Genomic DNA, 18668 nt, shown 5'->3' with positions numbered 1-18668 from the left:
TTAGTTTCGTAGCACAGTAAAACTACACATACAAAATTCACGGTTCCGCAATGAAGCAAAGTAGTAAGAGCTACTACGAGCAGTAGTTTTTATACCCAGCCAACAACTACTGTTACAGCTCATACTGTTGTTTCATGTCAAATTCATTATATCGTTTAAACATTATAAACAATTAAAATAACACTATTTATAACTAAAATATTTATTAAATATCAATAAAATTCGAAATTTTTACCTGTTTTTAGAAAATTCGACACACCAATATACAGAAAAAAGCACTCCATTTTCACGAAGTGCTTTATAAAATCAGTAATTATTACAGTTTTTAATGAAAATAAACATATGTTTTACTGTATAAACATATGTTTATATTTCGGTCAATAATTCTCATCAAAAACTGTCACTCCCACTTTTTCAAATATACAATACATATAAAACTGCTGAGTAAAATATTTTTAATTTTTAGCACAGTTCATACCACATAATTGTTTTTATCGTTTTTGAGTGCAAAACTATTAAATTTTTCGATTTATTTCGTAAATGTGAATTGTCTTACATATGTCTAATTAGAGTATGACTTTTATTTTTACTCAATTAGAAGTTTTTATCCATTCTATAGCTAGTTGCACGCGATCACGCATCCCCAGTTTTGCAAGAATACGAGAGACAGCTTTTTTGGCTGAATCAGGTTCAATAAAAAGCTTCTCAGCAATTTCTGCATTATTGAGACCACATGACACAAGGCTTACTATTTCAATTTCATGTTCTGTTAGAGCATCAAATTTAGCTCTAGCTATTTGCACATCTTGACTTGCACTGATTTGAGAAACATGACGAGCTAATATCTTTCCTGTTATTCTTGGAGTTAGCACAGCATCTCCTGCATTAATAGCTTCAATAGCAGATATAAGTTGCGGTCCGCGCACATCCTTTAGTAGGAAACCGGAAGCTCCAGAACTTAGCATTTTAAATGCATAGTCGTCATAATCATAAGTAGTAAGTGCAAGAATCTTAATATTTCTGTATTTAGTTTTAATATGTTTTGTCGCAATGATCCCATTCATAACAGGCATCCTAATATCCATAATTATTATTTCCGGCAACTGCTCACCCGATGCAGATAACCTTTCAAGCATATCTAATGCAACTAGCCCGTTTTCACAAGATCCTATGACAGTACATGTAGCAGATTTGTTAATTATCATTGAAAATCCATAACGGATAGCTTTCTGATCATCGACAATAATAACTCGGATTTTTTTGCGATCAATCATAGATATTTTCCTTTGGTATAATTGCATGCACTCTCCAGCCACCTCTAGCATAGACCCCTGCAGTAATAGAGCCTCCAATACTGACTAAATCAGCAGCGATATGAGCAAGACCATAACCAGTAGACGGAGTCTGTTCATGAATACCCATCTGTTTGCCATTATCAATTACAACAACTTCGAGTTCTCCTTTCAACGTTATGGTGATTTGAACACTAATTTCTGTAGCATGTGTAGCATGTTTCAAAGTATTCGTTATAGATTCGCGAATAATCCTGTATGCCCATTGAATTTGAACCCCCACTTCTGGAACTACTGGTGTTATTTCTAGCTGTGCACGTATTCCAAGTTTATTGATTCCTGCAACCAGTTCTTCAATATCGGTAATAGAATGTTCCTTATTACTATCTTGTTCTCCACCAGATATCGAGTTAACTAGAGTTCTCGTTTGCCGTAAGCCACTTCTAGCATATTCGTTGATAAGTTTCACTATTTCATGCTGTTTCACATCTAAATCATCATCTACTTGCAGACCCTCAGTGAGGCTAATAATTGCGGTAAGACAATGTCCAACAGAATCGTGTAGCACAGTTGCCATTCTCGTAGCTTTCTCATTAACTCGTGCTTGGGATTCACTCTCATGTAGTTCAGATAATATGGCTTGTTCTTGTTGTTTCTCTCTGACCTGATTTGCTCTCATTCGTATTAGAGCAGCAGTTAGAGATGTAAATACAAAAACAGAAATGGCAGGAATAATTAATTTCCTGCCGAAGACTACATATCCATAAAGAGTTGATAAGACAACTCCAGCACCTAAGGCTAATATACCTATTAACATTTTTCGCATATCAAGCAAACATATACCTGAAGAAGCCAGAATATACATGGTAAGCAATCCAATATTTACATCTCCACAATAGGCAGATATACTAGCGGCCATAAGAGATAAAGCAACAGAAATATGCCAATATCGGCGCCTACCAAATACTGCAATAGAAGTTAGCACAACCGTCATCCACACTATAATCGGATCAGCATCACTACGTAATCCAATTATTATTTGATAGATAGTCGAAAGTATTCCAATAATCCATACCGGCTCAGAGTTATTTATCCAAGCTGCATATATTTGGTCAAAGAACCCAAGCCGGTAACTACTTGAGGATATTCGTCTAGCGTTATAATCGTGATGAAATAAAGCTTTCTCACGCATATAAGTGCTCATAGCCTTGCTCGTTTGAATTGAACCTTTATGAATATCATTCCTAAAATTATCCACATTAGATTCATCATAACAGAGATAACAATCGAACCTACCGCATAAAAATCACCTATACAACGTACAGCACTTGCATACGCAAGAAGAGCCGGTGGATAAACAACAGATAATGCGGGTGCAACAATAGCCATTCCAAATCCTATGAGTGATGAAACCAACACAACTGTAACAATTGAAGAAAATCCTGAAAGGCGAACCCCAATACCCACTACAATCAGTTGCCAAGCTGTCATCGCTAATGCAATCGCAAATAAACGAGGAACTAGAGAAAATACATCAGAAATATGAAAATGAAGAAATATGCCAGCAACAAGTTGTAAAGTGCCAAACAGCAATACAGAAAACATAGAAATAACAAAGGAATGAAGCGTCAATGTTGTAATATACTTATTAACAACTCCAATAGCCTTTAAACGAGCAATATTACGGCCATTATGCTCATTAGACATTTTCTGCGCTTGCAGTGCACCAAGCAATATAGGAAAGAATAATGTCGTTGGCAACAACGCAGACTGACCCCATACTGCTAAATAGGTAACTCCTTGAGCCTTGAACTCTGCTTCATATGACTCATATTGACTAATTCCCATAAGCAATCCAAGAAAAGACGTACACAATAAAGCAATCCAATACCAAGTAATGTTATTTTTCCTACATTCCCAAGCAAATGTTTTTTTTATCATTGTTCCACCTTTCTAATTTTAATCAAAAACATGCACACACTAGACCAGAAAATCCCAACAATCACTGCTACTACGCCAAACAGTAGTGCTTCGGAGCTAATAGTAACCACGCCACCAGTTGAACCAAGTACCGGATTCGCAGCACTAACAATACCCCAAGGCAAAATCCAAGATAAATAATTTAAACCAGCAAATGGAAGTGCAGATGTACCTATAGCAGCAACCACAGCCATTCCAAGAGTCACACCTTGTTGTGAAAATTGTGTAGCAGCCCATGTATGTATAGCACTTACAGCAATCGCATCTCCTACCAGTGCAAGTAAAGCAGATAATGATATTATTGTAATGTTGTTTGGTCTATTAAATCCATATATTAACGATGATACGAGCGCTAATGCCAAAATGAAAACAGCAACTAGCGTAGTAATCATTATAGTTACAACAAGATTTGCACCAAACTGGCGACTAGCAGAAATTCCCATAGAACGCAGTTTAGTATCCATACCACCATCACGCGATGTGGTTACCACCCTAGAGGCGACAATTGCAGCAATAATCGGTAACACGTAGATAGCTAACATCATCACCTCATTCAATGCTAGCAAATAAAGGTGAATCTCTTTGGGGCCACGAGCACGTTTAGCAAGCGCTGCACCCAACCATAAGCCAACAACAGCAATGAATAATAATGTAATCAGCAAAATCTGTCGATGACGCAAACTTTTTAGCGTTAAAATAAACTGCTTCATTTTGCGACCACCTTTGATGTGTAAATTGGATCTGTTAGTTCTAAGAATGCTTCTTCCAAAGATTGACGAACCATTTGTACCCTATATACTTTCACATTTTGATTCACAAGATGTGCAACCAAATTTGCTACTACTTCATTAGATATAATTGGCAATATTAGGGATCTACTAGCCTCTTCCACTTTATAATCAATACCACAATTAGATAATAGAACTACTGCAGATTGCATATCAGAAACTTGTAGTTGCAAGTACCCTGCAGAACAAATATCCTGCATACGCCCCTCAAAGCGTAAAGTTCCTGCTGAGATAATCCCCACATAATCAGCCATCTGTTCAATTTCAGAAAGTATATGAGATGAAATCATCACCGTCGTACCACGGTTATGCGCCCAATTAACAATTAGCTGACGCATTTCTACTACACCAGCAGGATCTAAACCATTTGTTGGCTCATCTAAAATCAACACAGGTGGATTCGCTGCCAAAGCTAGCGCTATACCTAGACGCTGCTTCATTCCTAAAGAAAACGCTTTCACTGGTTTTTTACCAGTTATACCTGAAAGCCCAACCATGTCGAGTGCTTCTCGACCTTGAGCACGAACAATGCCAAGATAATCGCAAACCAAATCAACGTTCTCTAAGGCACTTAAATTAGGATAAAATGCCGGACCTTCTATCAACGATCCCACCAATAACCCCGGCAACACTTTCTTAGAGCTACCATTACTTGCAGAATTCCGAAACTCTACAATCTGACCACTTGAAGGTTTAACAAGACCAAGCAACATCTTCATAGTTGTTGATTTGCCAGCACCATTTGGTCCAAGAAAACCATAGATGCTTCCACGTGGAACATGAATAGACAAATCCCGCACTACAGCCTGATCACCATAGACTTTTGATAGTCTACAAGTTTCAATTGCGTACTTAGACATTAATATCTCCATTCATTTGTGATTTGTAATAATTTCGATACATTTCGCTACTATTCAATAGCTGCGAATGTGTACCAATTTCTGGTGATGCAATATCACTGAAAAATATAACTTTGTCTTGCGGTTTCAACATTCGCAAGTTGTGCGTAACTAACATAATTGATAATTGTTTGTTGTTTTTAAGATTCGAATGAATAGTTTTTATAAGTTCTTGATTTAACCCAATATAAGGCTCATCCAAAAAAACCCATCCGTTTTGAGCCGAAACAAGAGCGCGAGCAATAGCTAATCTCTTTTTTTCTCCACTTGACAAATTAGAAGCATTTTCCAACAATAAGGAATCCAATTTTAAAGGAAATTCTTTTATACGTTGATCTAAAGAAACTATTTCCAGTGCCGACCAAAGTAAGTTAGCATCTTTTTTATCATATTCACCCACAAGAAATTCTCGGATGGTAGATCCGCCTAAAGGTGTATCAGCTAACGAAACTCCAACTTTATCGTTAAAACTACTCGGCTGATACAACAGACCTTGATGAGGTATTAAACCAAGCAGAGTCTTAATAAAGGTTGTTTTTCCAATACCAGATCTGCCTATTAGAAATACCTTCTCTCCAGGAGTGAAATGAATAGTCCCATAATCTAAATGTTTATTTCCTGGTAAAGTTACGCTCAAATTTGTAGCAACTAATTCAGAGCTAGAAGAATCTTCGACAAATAATTGTTTAGGTTGCGTAGCAGTAAGGTCATTATTCCTATCTAGATTTTGTCGTACAGTTACATATCCAGTAAACGAGTTAAGCACATCTTTTAATCCTGATACAGATAGTGCTGCACATGATTGTATCATTAGCATTTCACCCAGGTTAACACTGCCCATTTTGAAACAAAATGCTAGATAAACGGCCAGAAAAATATTTGAAGCATATGTGAAAAAAGAAGAGAACGACTGAGCTAACGTAACTAGTTTTGTTAGCGATAGATAACTAGACGTTAGTGAATCATTTAATTGAATCCATTTATCTGCAATATAATTGGTTTTACGAGTAGAAATAAGAACAGCAATATCTTCAATATCATGTTGAATTCTAGTTGATAAGTTTTGCTGAGATTGAATAAAATCAAACGTCAATTCTTTTTGTCTATTAACAATGAAATAGTTAATGGTTGCAAAAAAAGCTAACCCTAAAAGTAGAACGACTGAAATAATAGGGGTAAAATAGGCTATGAATCCAAGAAGGACAGTAGAAGATATAGCTGAAAACAGTTGAGGAATGATTGCCTTTTGTAGCGTATCACGCACCGTAGTGCGTAAAGCTAACTTCTCGATTAAAGCACCTATGCTGGAACGTTCGAAATAAGATAATGGCTGTTGTGTCATTGATTTGATTAGACGATTTGAATAAGCCCTATCAAAATCTCTAGCCCCTTTTTCTAATGCTTTTACCTGCACAAAATAATTCAATACAGTAATTAGCCCTATACACCCTACTGCTATAAACAAATAGTTAAAACTATTGTTTTTCTCAACTATACAACGCAATAACGCAGCGTATAATAATGAAACACCTTGAATACAAATAAAAGAAAGCAGCATCCACAAAAAACCAGTTTTTGAAAATAAAGAAAAAACATTAGTTTTTTTCACAGGATCTTTTTTATCGATTTTCACTTTTGATGAAGAATCTTTAGAAATCGACAACACTGTTCCTGAAAAAATTCTACTAAGTTCATCAATACGAATACGTCTTATACCGTATGCTGGATCGTTTATAACTAAAAACTCTTTTTTTACTTTTGATAGCACAACATAATGATTGTTGATCAAATGTAAAATCAAGATTGAATCACTTTGCTTGGCATATTCCAACAACTCTAAAGAATTAATACGATATGCTTTTAACAGTAGACCATATTTTTCACATAAAGATCGCAAACTAGATGCTCGTAATCCATCAGACTCAAATAGGTAGTGTTCAGGATTAATCGAATATGGATCTCTGCTAATCCCATAAACAGACAAAACCATGGCAAAACATGCGAGTAAACAATCTTTTTCTGACTGTTGTTTAATCATTTTCATTTGCATCACTCCTTACTGGAATAAGAGGAAACAAAGTTGCTTTGTCATTAGAGAGTTCATCGAGGAACAATTTAATCCCTGCTAGTCCTGTCATAAGTCCTAAAGATTGAAAACGATTATTACCGAACCCACATCCAAAATCAACAATATAACGTAGGAATAGTTTAATCTGACGACTCAATTCAACACTTTGATTTACAGATAAAAGACCTTGCTTATCAAGAAATATTAGCAACTTAAGGTTACCTGAAATGCCATGGCACATAGAAAAACTTGTTAATGAATAAAAGCTAGAAAGAATATGTTGAATCCCTAAATGAATTTCTTCACGAGCTTTTTGACGTTCAAAATAATCTAGAAATCCTACTGTTTTATCCAATTCCAATAATAAATATCGGCTAAGAACCATACCAGTTGTTCCATTACACCAGTTAGCAGTTGGAATTGATGGAATATGACGCGTATCCACCCATAAACCACTTGCATTTATAAATGAATCATCTGTCTTTATAGCTTTTAATCCAAGATCGACGTATTCTTCGTTATGGAGAACTATTCCAGCCTTAAGAAGCGACAATCCTATGCCAGCATTACCATGCGCAAAGCTGGCATTAGCTTTTCTTACTTCATTTCCGATAGGCCATCGCAAAATCCCTTCTTCACAGATCATTTTTTTCTTTAAACTGTATGCAGCTTCTTGAATAAGAACATGCGTATAATCAGTGTGCATATCAGCCAAAGAAAAAATAAAACCCGCGTTCCCTCCAAGAACATCATGAACACTATCTTTTCGAACACAATTCAAGATTTCATTAATATTGCACGATGAAAATCGATTACGATCTTCACCAACAATCAAACGAGACATATAACTCAAATAAACTGAACTAGATGTAAATTGACCATTCTTATCATCGGGAAGACTATTTTTAAGAACAGTCTCAATACCGTCTCTTCCAGAATATAAATTACTGGAAACAACATCAATAACTAGATTGTCCCGATCATCAACATTGGCTCCAAACCAATATCTATTCTTCGAATTATGTTTATCAATTACAGCATACTTTGTAAAGAATTCTTCAATACTAAAAGATAAATCGGAAGCTATCTGTGTTTGTGACTTTAGCGCAATTAAACTATTTTTTTTGCAAGTCTCACAATAGGTTATCCATTGCGTGTTTTGCACTGTAGCTACACCTTTAAGAGAAAACTCAATCACATCAACTTGAAATTTAAGATCTTTTGTATTCAGCCTTTCAAGTTGTTGTTTCATTAAAGTCATAGGAGTCAAAGAAAGCTCACATAGTAGCTGTTTATTCCCACCATAAAGATCTTTTGAATTTGCTCTACAGTAAAAAGACGGAATAAGTCCAACTTCTAGAACCGAACGCTCGTAGTCAACTAAATTTGAAGATAAAATACCATACTTCTTTTCGCAAAAAATCTTCCAAATATATTCCTTACGTTCTTGAAAACGATATGATTTCAACGCCTCTATAACAGCAGCATATTCTCGGGTATTACGTAATAAAATTCTACTTTCTATAGATGTAGCAACACTTTCTAACTTAGCAATCAACTCCTTACGCACTTTAAGAATAGCTGTATACGTATAATGAAAACCATCTAATATATCATCGTAATAATCTTCCCATGCCAAATTTTCTTCACCATCATATTTACTTAAGAAGGGAGAGGCAGTGTTAGTAGAGACTATTCTATCTTTTCTCTCAAACCTCATATCTAAAGTTCCTATATCAACCAGTTCCTTAACAGATCTAAGTATTCTCTTTGAAGATATAGCACCAACATCATCACGCTCAGATTGATTTGCAGCTAGTGGAAGCATTCCTGTCATAAGAACACTGTTATTTATCCGCTTCAATAGTTTATAATTAAAACTAACATCATTCTTGCGATAACTTTCATTTATATTTAACGCACCTAGTGTCTCATAATCAATAATTACAGGATATTCTCCATGAGCAATAATATTTTCATAATGCAAATCGCTCATACGCAACGCATAAGCCAAACACATAATTTGTCCAAATCTCCGGTAGTATCTTGAAGCCTGTTCTTTTGATGATAATGGTTTGCGATCAATAGATTCATACCAAGAATGATCCCCCAAATTTAAACTTTTTGGCCAAACCAAATCCAATATTTTCTCATCTTCAGATATTAAGCTCCATAGAACTTCCAATACTTGTAAATTACCATTTGAGCCACGCTTCAAATACAACTTAAAGTCTTTTGATTCTACTAGGAAAGAAGGAGGTGTTTCATGTAAATCACCGCAAACTTTAGTTAATATTTTATTATTCTTATTGAAAGAATAATTGAAAACCTTGTTTATCTGATGAACATCACTATGCAAACAACCTGTAACCCATTTTTTATATTCTTTCTTTTTTAATTCTAGTTTTGCTACATTTTCTAGCCTATGCCTTGCTAAATGCATGAATTCTGAAAAGAAAGTATCATCATGCTCTAAACGACTGATGAAATCAGCAAAAGACGGTTTCCCATTCTTGGCTTTATAGTTCGCTAGGAACAGTACTATCGTTGGCCCAAGCACATGCTCCAGCTCCAGATTAGAAGTATCTATAAGACGAATATCAGCACTTCTAACTTTTTCGAATACACCATTAAACTGATATAGCTCATTGGTTTCATCAGTAACCATTTTAGGTGAAATCCTTCCTAACTTCTTTATGGTCTTAACAGCAGGTTAACAAGAATTGCCAAGTGTTCATATGGCATTCATGAGTCAATGTATGCATGACTCCATCTCCAGCACCGAGAATTTCATCTAATTCAGCATCTGTAATCTCAACAAGTACATCTTTCATGTTCGTCTCCTTTGAGGTATCCAAATAAAATAATGTAGTCAATAGAGATTAGGAAGAACTTCACCTATTCCTAGTTACTTAGGACAATTTAATAATCACAAATATAAAAGTGCCTATCCATCAACATGCATATTTTGTCCACTATAGGGTACATGTAGTTCTATGCATAAGATATATATCTTCATGTTAGTTTTTGATACATGCAACTCACCTAAGCTATTGAATACACAGCATCATAAACATTCCTCATACTAAAATGATAGCTTTTAAAACATATCTACAAATAACTTCACCACTCAACAACGTTAGGGATCCTCTTCAAACAATACAGGAATAGCTAAGTTTGTCATAGCCTATGTCTTTGCAAAATAAAAACCTCTAGAGTAAAACACCAACTATTAATGAGCCGTGCACACAACTCGGATTATAGGCGAAAAAATTCGATGAGGACCAGACAAAAGACAACTTTTATTGAAAACTCCCATTTATAAGAGTATAAAAAACTTTTCATATTACTTTTGCAAAACAGCAAACAAAGAATCATAATATTTAAACAACAAATATAAACAATAATTCAATCTATAGATTATAGATAAATATCTATTAATTGATACGTATTATCCAAGATCTTTACCAATACAAAACTAATTATAATCATGATACATCAAATAAGAAATGAAAAAGTTACAATACAAAATCATTAACAGATATACTTTCTGCAACTCACTCTGATACTACATGTGCCCCTTTTCTAAACATTTATAGGAAAGGGGCACACATATCCACGTCATTTTAAAAACACACTGGTAATAGTAAACGCGACTCATAAAATAAAACTTCTAAAATTAAGCATGCTACTTTTGAAAGTCATTGACAATCTATTTCAGTTATAAACAAATTAATTTATATAATCTTAATTTAAGAAGACTTAAATAATCGTTACAGATTACATATTTACTTTGACGGTCACTCCCACTCAATCGTGGCAGGCGGCTTAGAAGTTACATCAAGCACTACACGATTAATTTGACGACATTCATTCGTGATTCGAGTAGAAATATTTGCCAATACATCGTAAGGCACACGAGACCAATCAGCTGTCATGGCATCCTCAGAGCTCACAGGACGCAAAACAATTGGAGAACCATATGTGCGCTCATCACCCTGAACACCAACAGAATGAACATCAGCAAGCAAAACAACTGGGCATTGCCAAATATCGCGATCCAATCCAGCTTTAGAGAGCTCTTCGCGCGCAATAGCATCTGCTTCACGAAGAACAGCTAAGCGTTCGCGTGTAATCTCACCCACAATACGAATACCTAAACCAGGACCCGGGAATGGCTGACGCCAAACAATTTCATCTGGAAGTCCAAGCTCAGTTCCAATAGCACGAACTTCATCCTTAAACAAAGTACGCAAAGGTTCAATAAGCTTAAACTTCAAATCTTTTGGCAAACCTCCAACATTGTGATGAGATTTGATATTTGCAGCACCATCACCACCACCGGACTCAACTACATCCGGGTAAAGTGTGCCTTGCACAAGGAACTTAACTTCAGCTCCAGTTTTACCAGCTTCTTCAATAACTTGACGCTGAGCTTTTTCAAAAGTGCGTATAAACTTTTCGCCAATAATCTTGCGCTTGCGCTCCGGCTCACTCACGCCTTTAAGTGCGTTCAAAAAGTCATCTTCTGCATCAACTGCAATAAGTTTAATGCCTGTTGCTTCAACAAAATCATGCTTAACCTGCTCAACTTCGCCTTTACGAAGCAAACCGTGGTCAACAAAAACGCAAGTAAGCTGATTGCCAATTGCTTTATGCACCAATGCTGCAGCAACAGCAGAATCTACGCCACCAGAAAGACCACAAATAACTTGTGCATTCCCAACTTCTGCGCGAATCTTAGCAACCTGATCTTCAATAATGTTAGAAGGATTCCAATTATTATTCAGTCCTGCACACTTATGTAAGAATGTAGATATAAGTTCCTGACCCAATGGAGTGTGTTTAACTTCTGGATGCCATTGCACACCGTAAAGTTTGCGACTTTCGTCTTGCATTGCTGCAACTGGAGCACCTTCTGTGTGAGCCAAGACCGTAAAACCTTCTGGAGCACGCTTAACAGCAACACCGTGACTCATCCAAGTATTCTGCGCAGATGGAGATCCGGAAAGTAAACCTTCAGAATCATCAATAGTTGCAGCAGTCTTGCCATACTCACCAAGTGCAGCTTTATCGACATCGCCACCAAGCTCATGAGCCATTACCTGGAAGCCATAGCAAATACCAAGAACCGGTACACCTGCTTCAAAAATCTTTGGATCAATGTCAGGAGCACCTGGTTCATAAACAGAAGCAGGACCGCCTGAAAGAATAATAGCTTGAGGATCCTTAGCAAGCATTTCGTCAACTGGCATAGAGTGAGGAACAAGTTCTGAATACACATTTGCTTCGCGCACTCGACGAGCAATAAGCTGAGCATATTGAGCGCCAAAATCAACGACAAGCACTGGTCCTTTTGCCATGATTCTCCTTATATATAAGTTCTAATACGATTCAACTTATAATAGTGAAACTTTGCGACGTTACGTAATTACAAAACGCCGAAAATTAAACACAAAAGTTACACGTACAGTCTAACACTGCAAAATAACGTTGACAGATTTTTGTGCGAAACGCTTAACTATAAAGTATAAAATGAACATTAAATATAACATAATCTATACAAATGGCTCATTTTTTACGCACATAATCACACATTTTTTCAACACAAATGCACGAAGAAGTAACCAAACGAACAAAAGTCAGACGCTGGCACTATACTGAAACGGATGGAAAAAGAGCTGTAATACATTTGTTTTCCAGTCTCTATAACCAAATGGTAATGATCAAATTGCACTGAAAAGTGCTTGAGTACAGGAGTACACATGACGAGTCCTGTTATTGGCACACCTTGGAAGAAGCTCAACGCTCCAGTTTCCGAGGCAGCTATCGAAGGCGTAGACAAGTACTGGCGCGTTGCCAACTATCTTGCAATTGGCCAAATTTATCTTCGCAGCAACCCTCTAATGAAGGAGCCGTTCACTCGCGAAGATGTTAAGCATCGTCTGGTGGGCCACTGGGGCACCACTCCAGGTCTTAACTTCCTTATCGGCCACATCAACCGTTTCATTGCTGACCACCAGCAGAATACCGTGATTATCATGGGTCCAGGCCACGGCGGCCCAGCTGGTACTGCTCAGTCCTACCTCGACGGTACTTACACTGAGTACTATCCAAAGATTACAAAGGACGAAGCTGGTTTGCAGAAGTTCTTCCGCCAGTTCTCTTACCCAGGCGGTATTCCTTCTCACTTCGCTCCTGAAACCCCAGGCTCCATCCACGAAGGTGGCGAGCTTGGTTATGCACTCTCCCACGCTTACGGCGCTGTTATGAACAACCCAAGCTTGTTCGTTCCAGCAATCGTTGGCGATGGTGAAGCTGAGACCGGTCCTTTGGCTACCGGTTGGCAGTCCAACAAGCTTGTGAACCCACGTACCGATGGTATCGTGCTTCCAATCCTGCACTTGAATGGCTATAAGATCGCTAACCCAACAATTCTTTCCCGTATTTCCGATGAAGAGCTTCATGAGTTCTTCCATGGCATGGGTTACGAACCATACGAGTTCGTTGCTGGCTTCGACGATGAGGATCATATGTCCATCCACCGTCGCTTCGCTGACATGTTCGAAACTATCTTCGATGAAATTTGCGATATTAAGGCTGAGGCTCAAACTAACGATGTAACTCGTCCTTACTACCCAATGATTATCTTCCGCACTCCAAAGGGTTGGACCTGCCCGAAGTTCATCGATGGCAAGAAGACCGAAGGTTCTTGGCGTGCACACCAGGTGCCACTGGCATCTGCTCGCGATACCGAAGCTCACTTCGAGGTTTTGAAGAACTGGATGAAGTCCTACAAGCCTGAAGAGCTCTTCGATGAAAAGGGTGCTGTTAAGGAAGACGTTCTTTCCTTCATGCCAAAGGGCGAACTCCGTATTGGCGAAAATCCAAACGCCAATGGTGGTCGTATTCGTGAAGACTTGAAGCTTCCAAAGCTTGAAGATTACGAAGTCAAGGAAGTTAAGGAATTCGGTCACGGCTGGGGTCAGCTCGAAGCTACCCGTCGTCTTGGTGTTTACACTCGTGACATCATCAAGAACAACCCAGATTCCTTCCGTATCTTCGGACCAGATGAGACTGCTTCCAACCGTTTGCAGGCTGCTTACGAAGTAACCAACAAGCAGTGGGATGCTGGCTATCTCTCCGGCTTAGTCGATGAGCACATGGCTGTTACCGGTCAGGTCACCGAGCAGCTTTCCGAGCATCAGATGGAAGGCTTCCTCGAGGGTTACTTGCTCACCGGTCGTCACGGCATCTGGAGCTCTTACGAGTCCTTCGTACACGTTATCGACTCCATGTTGAACCAGCACGCAAAGTGGCTTGAGGCTACCGTTCGCGAGATTCCATGGCGTAAGCCAATCTCCTCTGTGAACTTGTTGGTGTCCTCTCACGTATGGCGTCAGGATCACAACGGCTTCTCGCACCAGGATCCAGGCGTAACCTCCGTGCTCTTGAACAAGACCTTCAACAACGATCACGTAATTGGCATTTACTTCCCAGTAGATTCCAACATGTTGCTTGCTGTTGCTGAAAAGGCTTACAAGTCCACCAACATGATTAATGCTATCTTCGCTGGTAAGCAGCCAGCTGCTACTTGGTTGACTCTCGACGAAGCTCGCGAAGAGCTCGAGAAGGGTGCTGCTGAGTGGAAGTGGGCTTCCAACGCTAAGAACAATGACGAAGTTCAGGTTGTTCTCGCTGGTGTTGGCGATGTTCCACAGCAGGAATTGATGGCAGCTGCCGACAAGTTGAACAAGCTTGGCGTTAAGTTCAAGGTTGTTAACGTTGTTGACTTGCTCAAGTTGCAGTCCGCTAAGGAAAACAACGAAGCTTTGACTGACGAAGAGTTCACTGAACTCTTCACTGCTGACAAGCCAGTCCTCTTCGCTTATCACTCCTATGCACATGACGTTCGCGGCTTGATTTATGATCGTCCAAACCACGATAACTTCAACGTTCATGGCTACAAGGAGCAGGGCTCCACCACCACGCCATACGACATGGTTCGCGTGAACGACATGGATCGTTACGAGCTTACCGCTGAAGCTTTGCGCATGGTTGACGCAGCTAAGTATGCCGACGAAATCAAGAAGCTCGAGGACTTCCGCCTCGAAGCCTTCCAGTATGCAGTCGACAAGGGTCTTGATCACCCAGACTACACCGATTGGGTATGGCCAGGCGTTAAGACCGACAAGCCAGGCGCTGTCACCGCTACCGCTGCAACCGCAGGCGATAACGAGTAGTTTTAAGCTGATAAAGTTAAAACTGGTTAGCTAAAACATTTCGGGAGTCAATCGAAAGGTTGGCTCCCGTTTTGTGTATTAAAACAAAAAAGCTTCATCTATTAAAAACAAACAATGCAATAAAACTGGTTATATGCAAAATAAATTACATTTATAATTACTATTTTGTGCGTGTACAACGTAGATAAGCCGTACAATAGAAAAAGTTTGTTTATATTGCAAAATGCAAAACTTACATTAACAATATAAACCTAGCAGTAACACGAAGTATCAAAGGAGAACGCATCGTGTCGCATATTAATGTAACAATTATCGGCAACGAAGATATGTACGGCAGAAATGCTGTTGCATTCGGAATAACACATATTCTGTCTAATAACTACAGCACTACTGTTTTTCGTCCATGCGCTCAACCAAATGACACTTTTACTAAACAACTTTTGGGTATCGCAAATACTTCAACGAAATTAGAGCAAGTTATTGCAACAACTCCAGAAATAGTTAGAACAAATAAAGATACAGTGCGCGGAGATATCGTTGCACGCTATAACGAATTATTGCAATCCACTTCTGCTCAAGCTTCTATTATTGTTTCTAGTGACGCAAACCCAGCATATGATCCAGAACTGTTTTCTTTCGACGCAACTGTTGCAGCTGACTTGGCATCACCTGTTTTTCTCACAGTTTCAGCTCAAGGCAGAAACTCACAACAAATTTTACAAACTATAGATTCTGCTAATGCTTGCGTTCTTAAATCATGCACACAGGTTTTAGGAGTATTTGTTACAAACTGCGATCCAGAACTTGGAGCTGAGTTGATGCGTGACTATAGCTCTAGGAATTATGCAAACTCAGACGACGAAGCATCCCGAGTAAGCCAAACTCCATTATGGGTTTTGCCACCAATAGATGAAGAAACTAAAAATTCTTCATTAGAAACATTCGTAAATTGCGTTCGAGAAAATGATGTTCTTAATGCTCTCCACCAACCATTTAAAGCTCCAACTACACCTTATGCTTTCCAATACAGTTTATTAGGAAAAGCAAAAGAAAATAAGAAAACTATAGTTCTTCCAGAAGGAGAAGAAGATCGCATTCTTAAAGCAGCAAACTATTTGCTAGAACGTGATATTGTAAATCTAATTATCATTGGAGAACGCGAATCTATTCTTGCTCGAGCAGAAGAACTAAACCTCAATTCTCTTTGCAAAGCTAGTTTCCAATCTATGCACGATGAAGCAATGCTAAGCCATATGATTACAAAACTTTGCGAATTAAGAGCAAAGAAAGGAATGACAGAAAAACAGGCACGTGAACAACTAACAGATGCAAGCTACTTCGGCACCATGCTAGTAGTACTAGGTCAAGCAGACGGTCTTGTTTCTGGTTCAGTTAATTCAACCGCTAACACTGTACGTCCTGCTCTTCAAGTTATCAAAACTAAGCCTGGTTCTAAGCTGGTTTCTGGAGCATTTCTTATGTGCTTCAAAGATCACGTATCTGTATTTGCAGATTGTGCAATCAACCCAAATCCTAGTGCAGAACAGCTTGCTGATATTGCTATTCAGTCTGCACACACTGCTGAGACTTTCGGACTCAACCCTAAAGTTGGAATGCTATCCTATTCAACGCTTGGTTCAGGAAAAGGGCCAGATGTTGATACTGTAGAGGAAGCAACACGCATTGCGAAAGAAAAAGCACCTGATTTAGCAATTGTTGGATCTATACAGTTTGATGCAGCATGGTCTCCTACAGTTGCTGCAGCAAAAGCAAAAAATAATAGTATTGCTGGTCATGTGAATGTATTTGTATTCCCTGATTTATGCGCAGGAAATATCGCTTATAAAGCCGTGCAACGCTCTAGCGGAGCACTGGCTGTTGGTCCAATTTTGCAAGGATTAAATAAGCCTGTAAATGATTTGTCTAGAGGAGCTTTAGTACAAGATATTATTAATACCGTTGCTTTAACCGCGTTAGAAGCACAATCAGAATAAACATAATAAAGCTCCTAAAACAGCACCACAGTGCATACACGATTTTTAGGTATTGCATTGCACTCAATATCTTTAAGTTTGTAGGAACTTAACGCTAAACTAGAGCGTGGCAATTTATAAGCCTTATCAATACTTATGGAGGATGCCCACATGGCAAAAACCGTTCTTGTTATCAATTCTGGTTCCAGTTCGATTAAGTATCAACTCGTTGACTTGGAAAGCGGTGAAGGTATCGCTTCCGGCATCGTTGAGAAGATTGGCGAGCCAGTTGACGGACACTACAAGCACGTATTCAATAGCGAAAAGCATGAGTTCGATGAGCCAGTTCACGACCACGAGCAGGGCTTGAAGCGCGTACTTGGATTCTTCGAAGAATATGGTCCAAAGCTTTCAGAGTCTGGCATTGTTGCTGTCGGTCACCGCGTTGTTCAGGGTGGCTTAACATTCCCTAAGCCTGCATTAGTCAATGAAAAGACAATCAATAAGGTTAAGGATTTGGCAGTTTTGGCTCCACTTCACAACGGCCCAGAAGCTGTTGGCGCTGAAGTCATGACTGAACTTTTGCCAGATGTTCCGCAGATTATGGTATTCGATTCTTCCTTCTTCCATGCTTTGCCACAGGTTGCAGCAACTTATGCTTTGAATAAGGAAATTGCAGACCGCTATCATATTCGTCGTTATGGTGCTCACGGTACTTCTCACGAATACATTGGCTCTGTTGTTCCAAGCGTTGTAGGTAAGCCTGCAGAAGGTTTGAAGCAGATTGTTTTGCACATTGGTAACGGTGCTTCTGCTTCTGCTCAGATTTCTGGTAAGCCAGTTGAAACTTCTATGGGCTTAACTCCACTCGAAGGCTTAATGATGGGCGGTCGCACTGGCGATATTGACCCAGCTGTAGTGTTCCACCTTATTCGCAACGCTCACATGAACGTGGACGAACTTGACACTCTCTTCAACAAGCGTTCCGGCATGATGGGCATGACTGGTCACGGCGATTTGCGTGATATTCACAAGCTCATCGCAGAAGGCGATGAAAACGCTAAGCTCGCTCTCGGCGTATACGTGCACCGCATTGTTGGATACATTGGCAACTACACTGCTCAAATGGGCGGCGTTGACGTCATTACCTTCACAGCTGGTGTCGGCGAAAACGACGAAATCGTGCGCGCTCGCGTATGCGAAAAGCTTGAGCCATTCGGCGTTAAGCTCGATAAGGAAAAGAATTTGGTTCGTTCTAAGGAGCCACGCGTTATTTCCACTCCAGACAGCTCTGTGATTATTGCTGTAATTCCAACGAACGAAGAGTTGGCTATCGCACGCAAGGCTGCAGCTATTGCTGAAGCTGGCGAAGATAGCTACGGCAACAAGTTCAAGCACTAAATTGTTTGCGCTTAACTGCGTAGA

12 protein-coding genes are annotated in these 18668 nt (G+C 39.0%); 3 read left to right on the top strand and 9 right to left on the bottom strand.

All coding sequences use genetic code 11. From position 1 onward, the window contains the following. Positions 1 to 590 precede the first annotated feature (590 nt). The 9 genes from K9E37_RS06315 to guaA form a co-directional block, all read right to left on the bottom strand. Entirely contained in the window at positions 591 to 1274 is a 684-nt protein-coding gene (locus tag K9E37_RS06315) for a response regulator (RefSeq protein ID WP_004111361.1), read from the bottom strand. Then, entirely contained in the window at positions 1267 to 2496 is a 1230-nt protein-coding gene (locus K9E37_RS06310) for a sensor histidine kinase (protein WP_004111360.1), read from the bottom strand. The genes K9E37_RS06315 and K9E37_RS06310 overlap by 8 nt, the downstream gene beginning before the upstream one ends. Next, positions 2493 to 3233, bottom strand: coding sequence for a hypothetical protein (locus K9E37_RS06305; protein WP_004111359.1), 741 nt, complete (start codon positions 3231 to 3233; stop codon positions 2493 to 2495). Before K9E37_RS06305 ends, K9E37_RS06310 begins: the two co-directional genes overlap by 4 nt. Further along, positions 3230 to 3982 carry an ABC transporter permease gene (locus tag K9E37_RS06300; RefSeq protein ID WP_004111358.1) on the bottom strand — a complete coding sequence of 251 codons (753 nt, stop codon included), beginning with the start codon at positions 3980 to 3982 and terminating at the stop codon, positions 3230 to 3232. Before K9E37_RS06300 ends, K9E37_RS06305 begins: the two co-directional genes overlap by 4 nt. Then, positions 3979 to 4920: an ABC transporter ATP-binding protein gene (locus K9E37_RS06295; RefSeq protein ID WP_004111357.1), complete on the bottom strand. Its 942-nt coding sequence runs from the start codon at positions 4918 to 4920 to the stop codon at positions 3979 to 3981. The genes K9E37_RS06300 and K9E37_RS06295 overlap by 4 nt, the downstream gene beginning before the upstream one ends. Then, the gene (locus K9E37_RS06290) at positions 4913 to 7003 is read right to left on the bottom strand and encodes a cysteine peptidase family C39 domain-containing protein (protein ID WP_004111355.1); all 2091 of its coding nucleotides are present in this window, start codon (positions 7001 to 7003) and stop codon (positions 4913 to 4915) included. The genes K9E37_RS06295 and K9E37_RS06290 overlap by 8 nt, the downstream gene beginning before the upstream one ends. After that, a complete protein-coding gene (locus K9E37_RS06285; RefSeq protein ID WP_248893278.1) occupies positions 6990 to 9695 on the bottom strand; it encodes a DUF4135 domain-containing protein in 2706 nt (901 codons plus the stop codon). Before K9E37_RS06285 ends, K9E37_RS06290 begins: the two co-directional genes overlap by 14 nt. A 34-nt stretch (positions 9696 to 9729) precedes the next feature. Beyond that, entirely contained in the window at positions 9730 to 9861 is a 132-nt protein-coding gene (locus K9E37_RS06280) for a lacticin 481 family lantibiotic (RefSeq protein ID WP_004111352.1), read from the bottom strand. Positions 9862 to 10827: 966 nt separating this feature from the next. Then, complete coding sequence (gene guaA, locus K9E37_RS06275; RefSeq protein ID WP_004111344.1) at positions 10828 to 12390, bottom strand: glutamine-hydrolyzing GMP synthase; 1563 nt, start codon at positions 12388 to 12390, stop codon at positions 10828 to 10830. Between the two features lie 402 nt (positions 12391 to 12792). On the opposite strand from guaA, the gene K9E37_RS06270 reads away from it, so the two are divergent. The 3 genes from K9E37_RS06270 to K9E37_RS06260 all read left to right on the top strand — a co-directional run bounded on the left by K9E37_RS06270 (position 12793) and on the right by K9E37_RS06260 (position 18644). Beyond that, positions 12793 to 15270 (top strand): phosphoketolase, encoded by a 2478-nt coding sequence (locus tag K9E37_RS06270; RefSeq protein ID WP_004111342.1) that lies wholly within the window; start codon positions 12793 to 12795, stop codon positions 15268 to 15270. A gap of 287 nt (positions 15271 to 15557) precedes the next feature. Then, positions 15558 to 17264, top strand: a complete 1707-nt coding sequence (gene pta, locus K9E37_RS06265; RefSeq protein ID WP_116440594.1) for a phosphate acetyltransferase — start codon at positions 15558 to 15560, stop codon at positions 17262 to 17264. Between the two features lie 150 nt (positions 17265 to 17414). Beyond that, a complete protein-coding gene (locus K9E37_RS06260; protein ID WP_162863123.1) occupies positions 17415 to 18644 on the top strand; it encodes an acetate/propionate family kinase in 1230 nt (409 codons plus the stop codon). Positions 18645 to 18668 lie beyond the last annotated feature (24 nt).

Source organism: Gardnerella swidsinskii (assembly GCF_023277705.1).
In the GTDB taxonomy this organism is placed as follows: domain Bacteria; phylum Actinomycetota; class Actinomycetes; order Actinomycetales; family Bifidobacteriaceae; genus Bifidobacterium; species Bifidobacterium swidsinskii.
The sequence above is the reverse complement of the archived record's forward strand: the minus strand, read 5'-3'. Positions and strand labels throughout refer to the sequence as shown.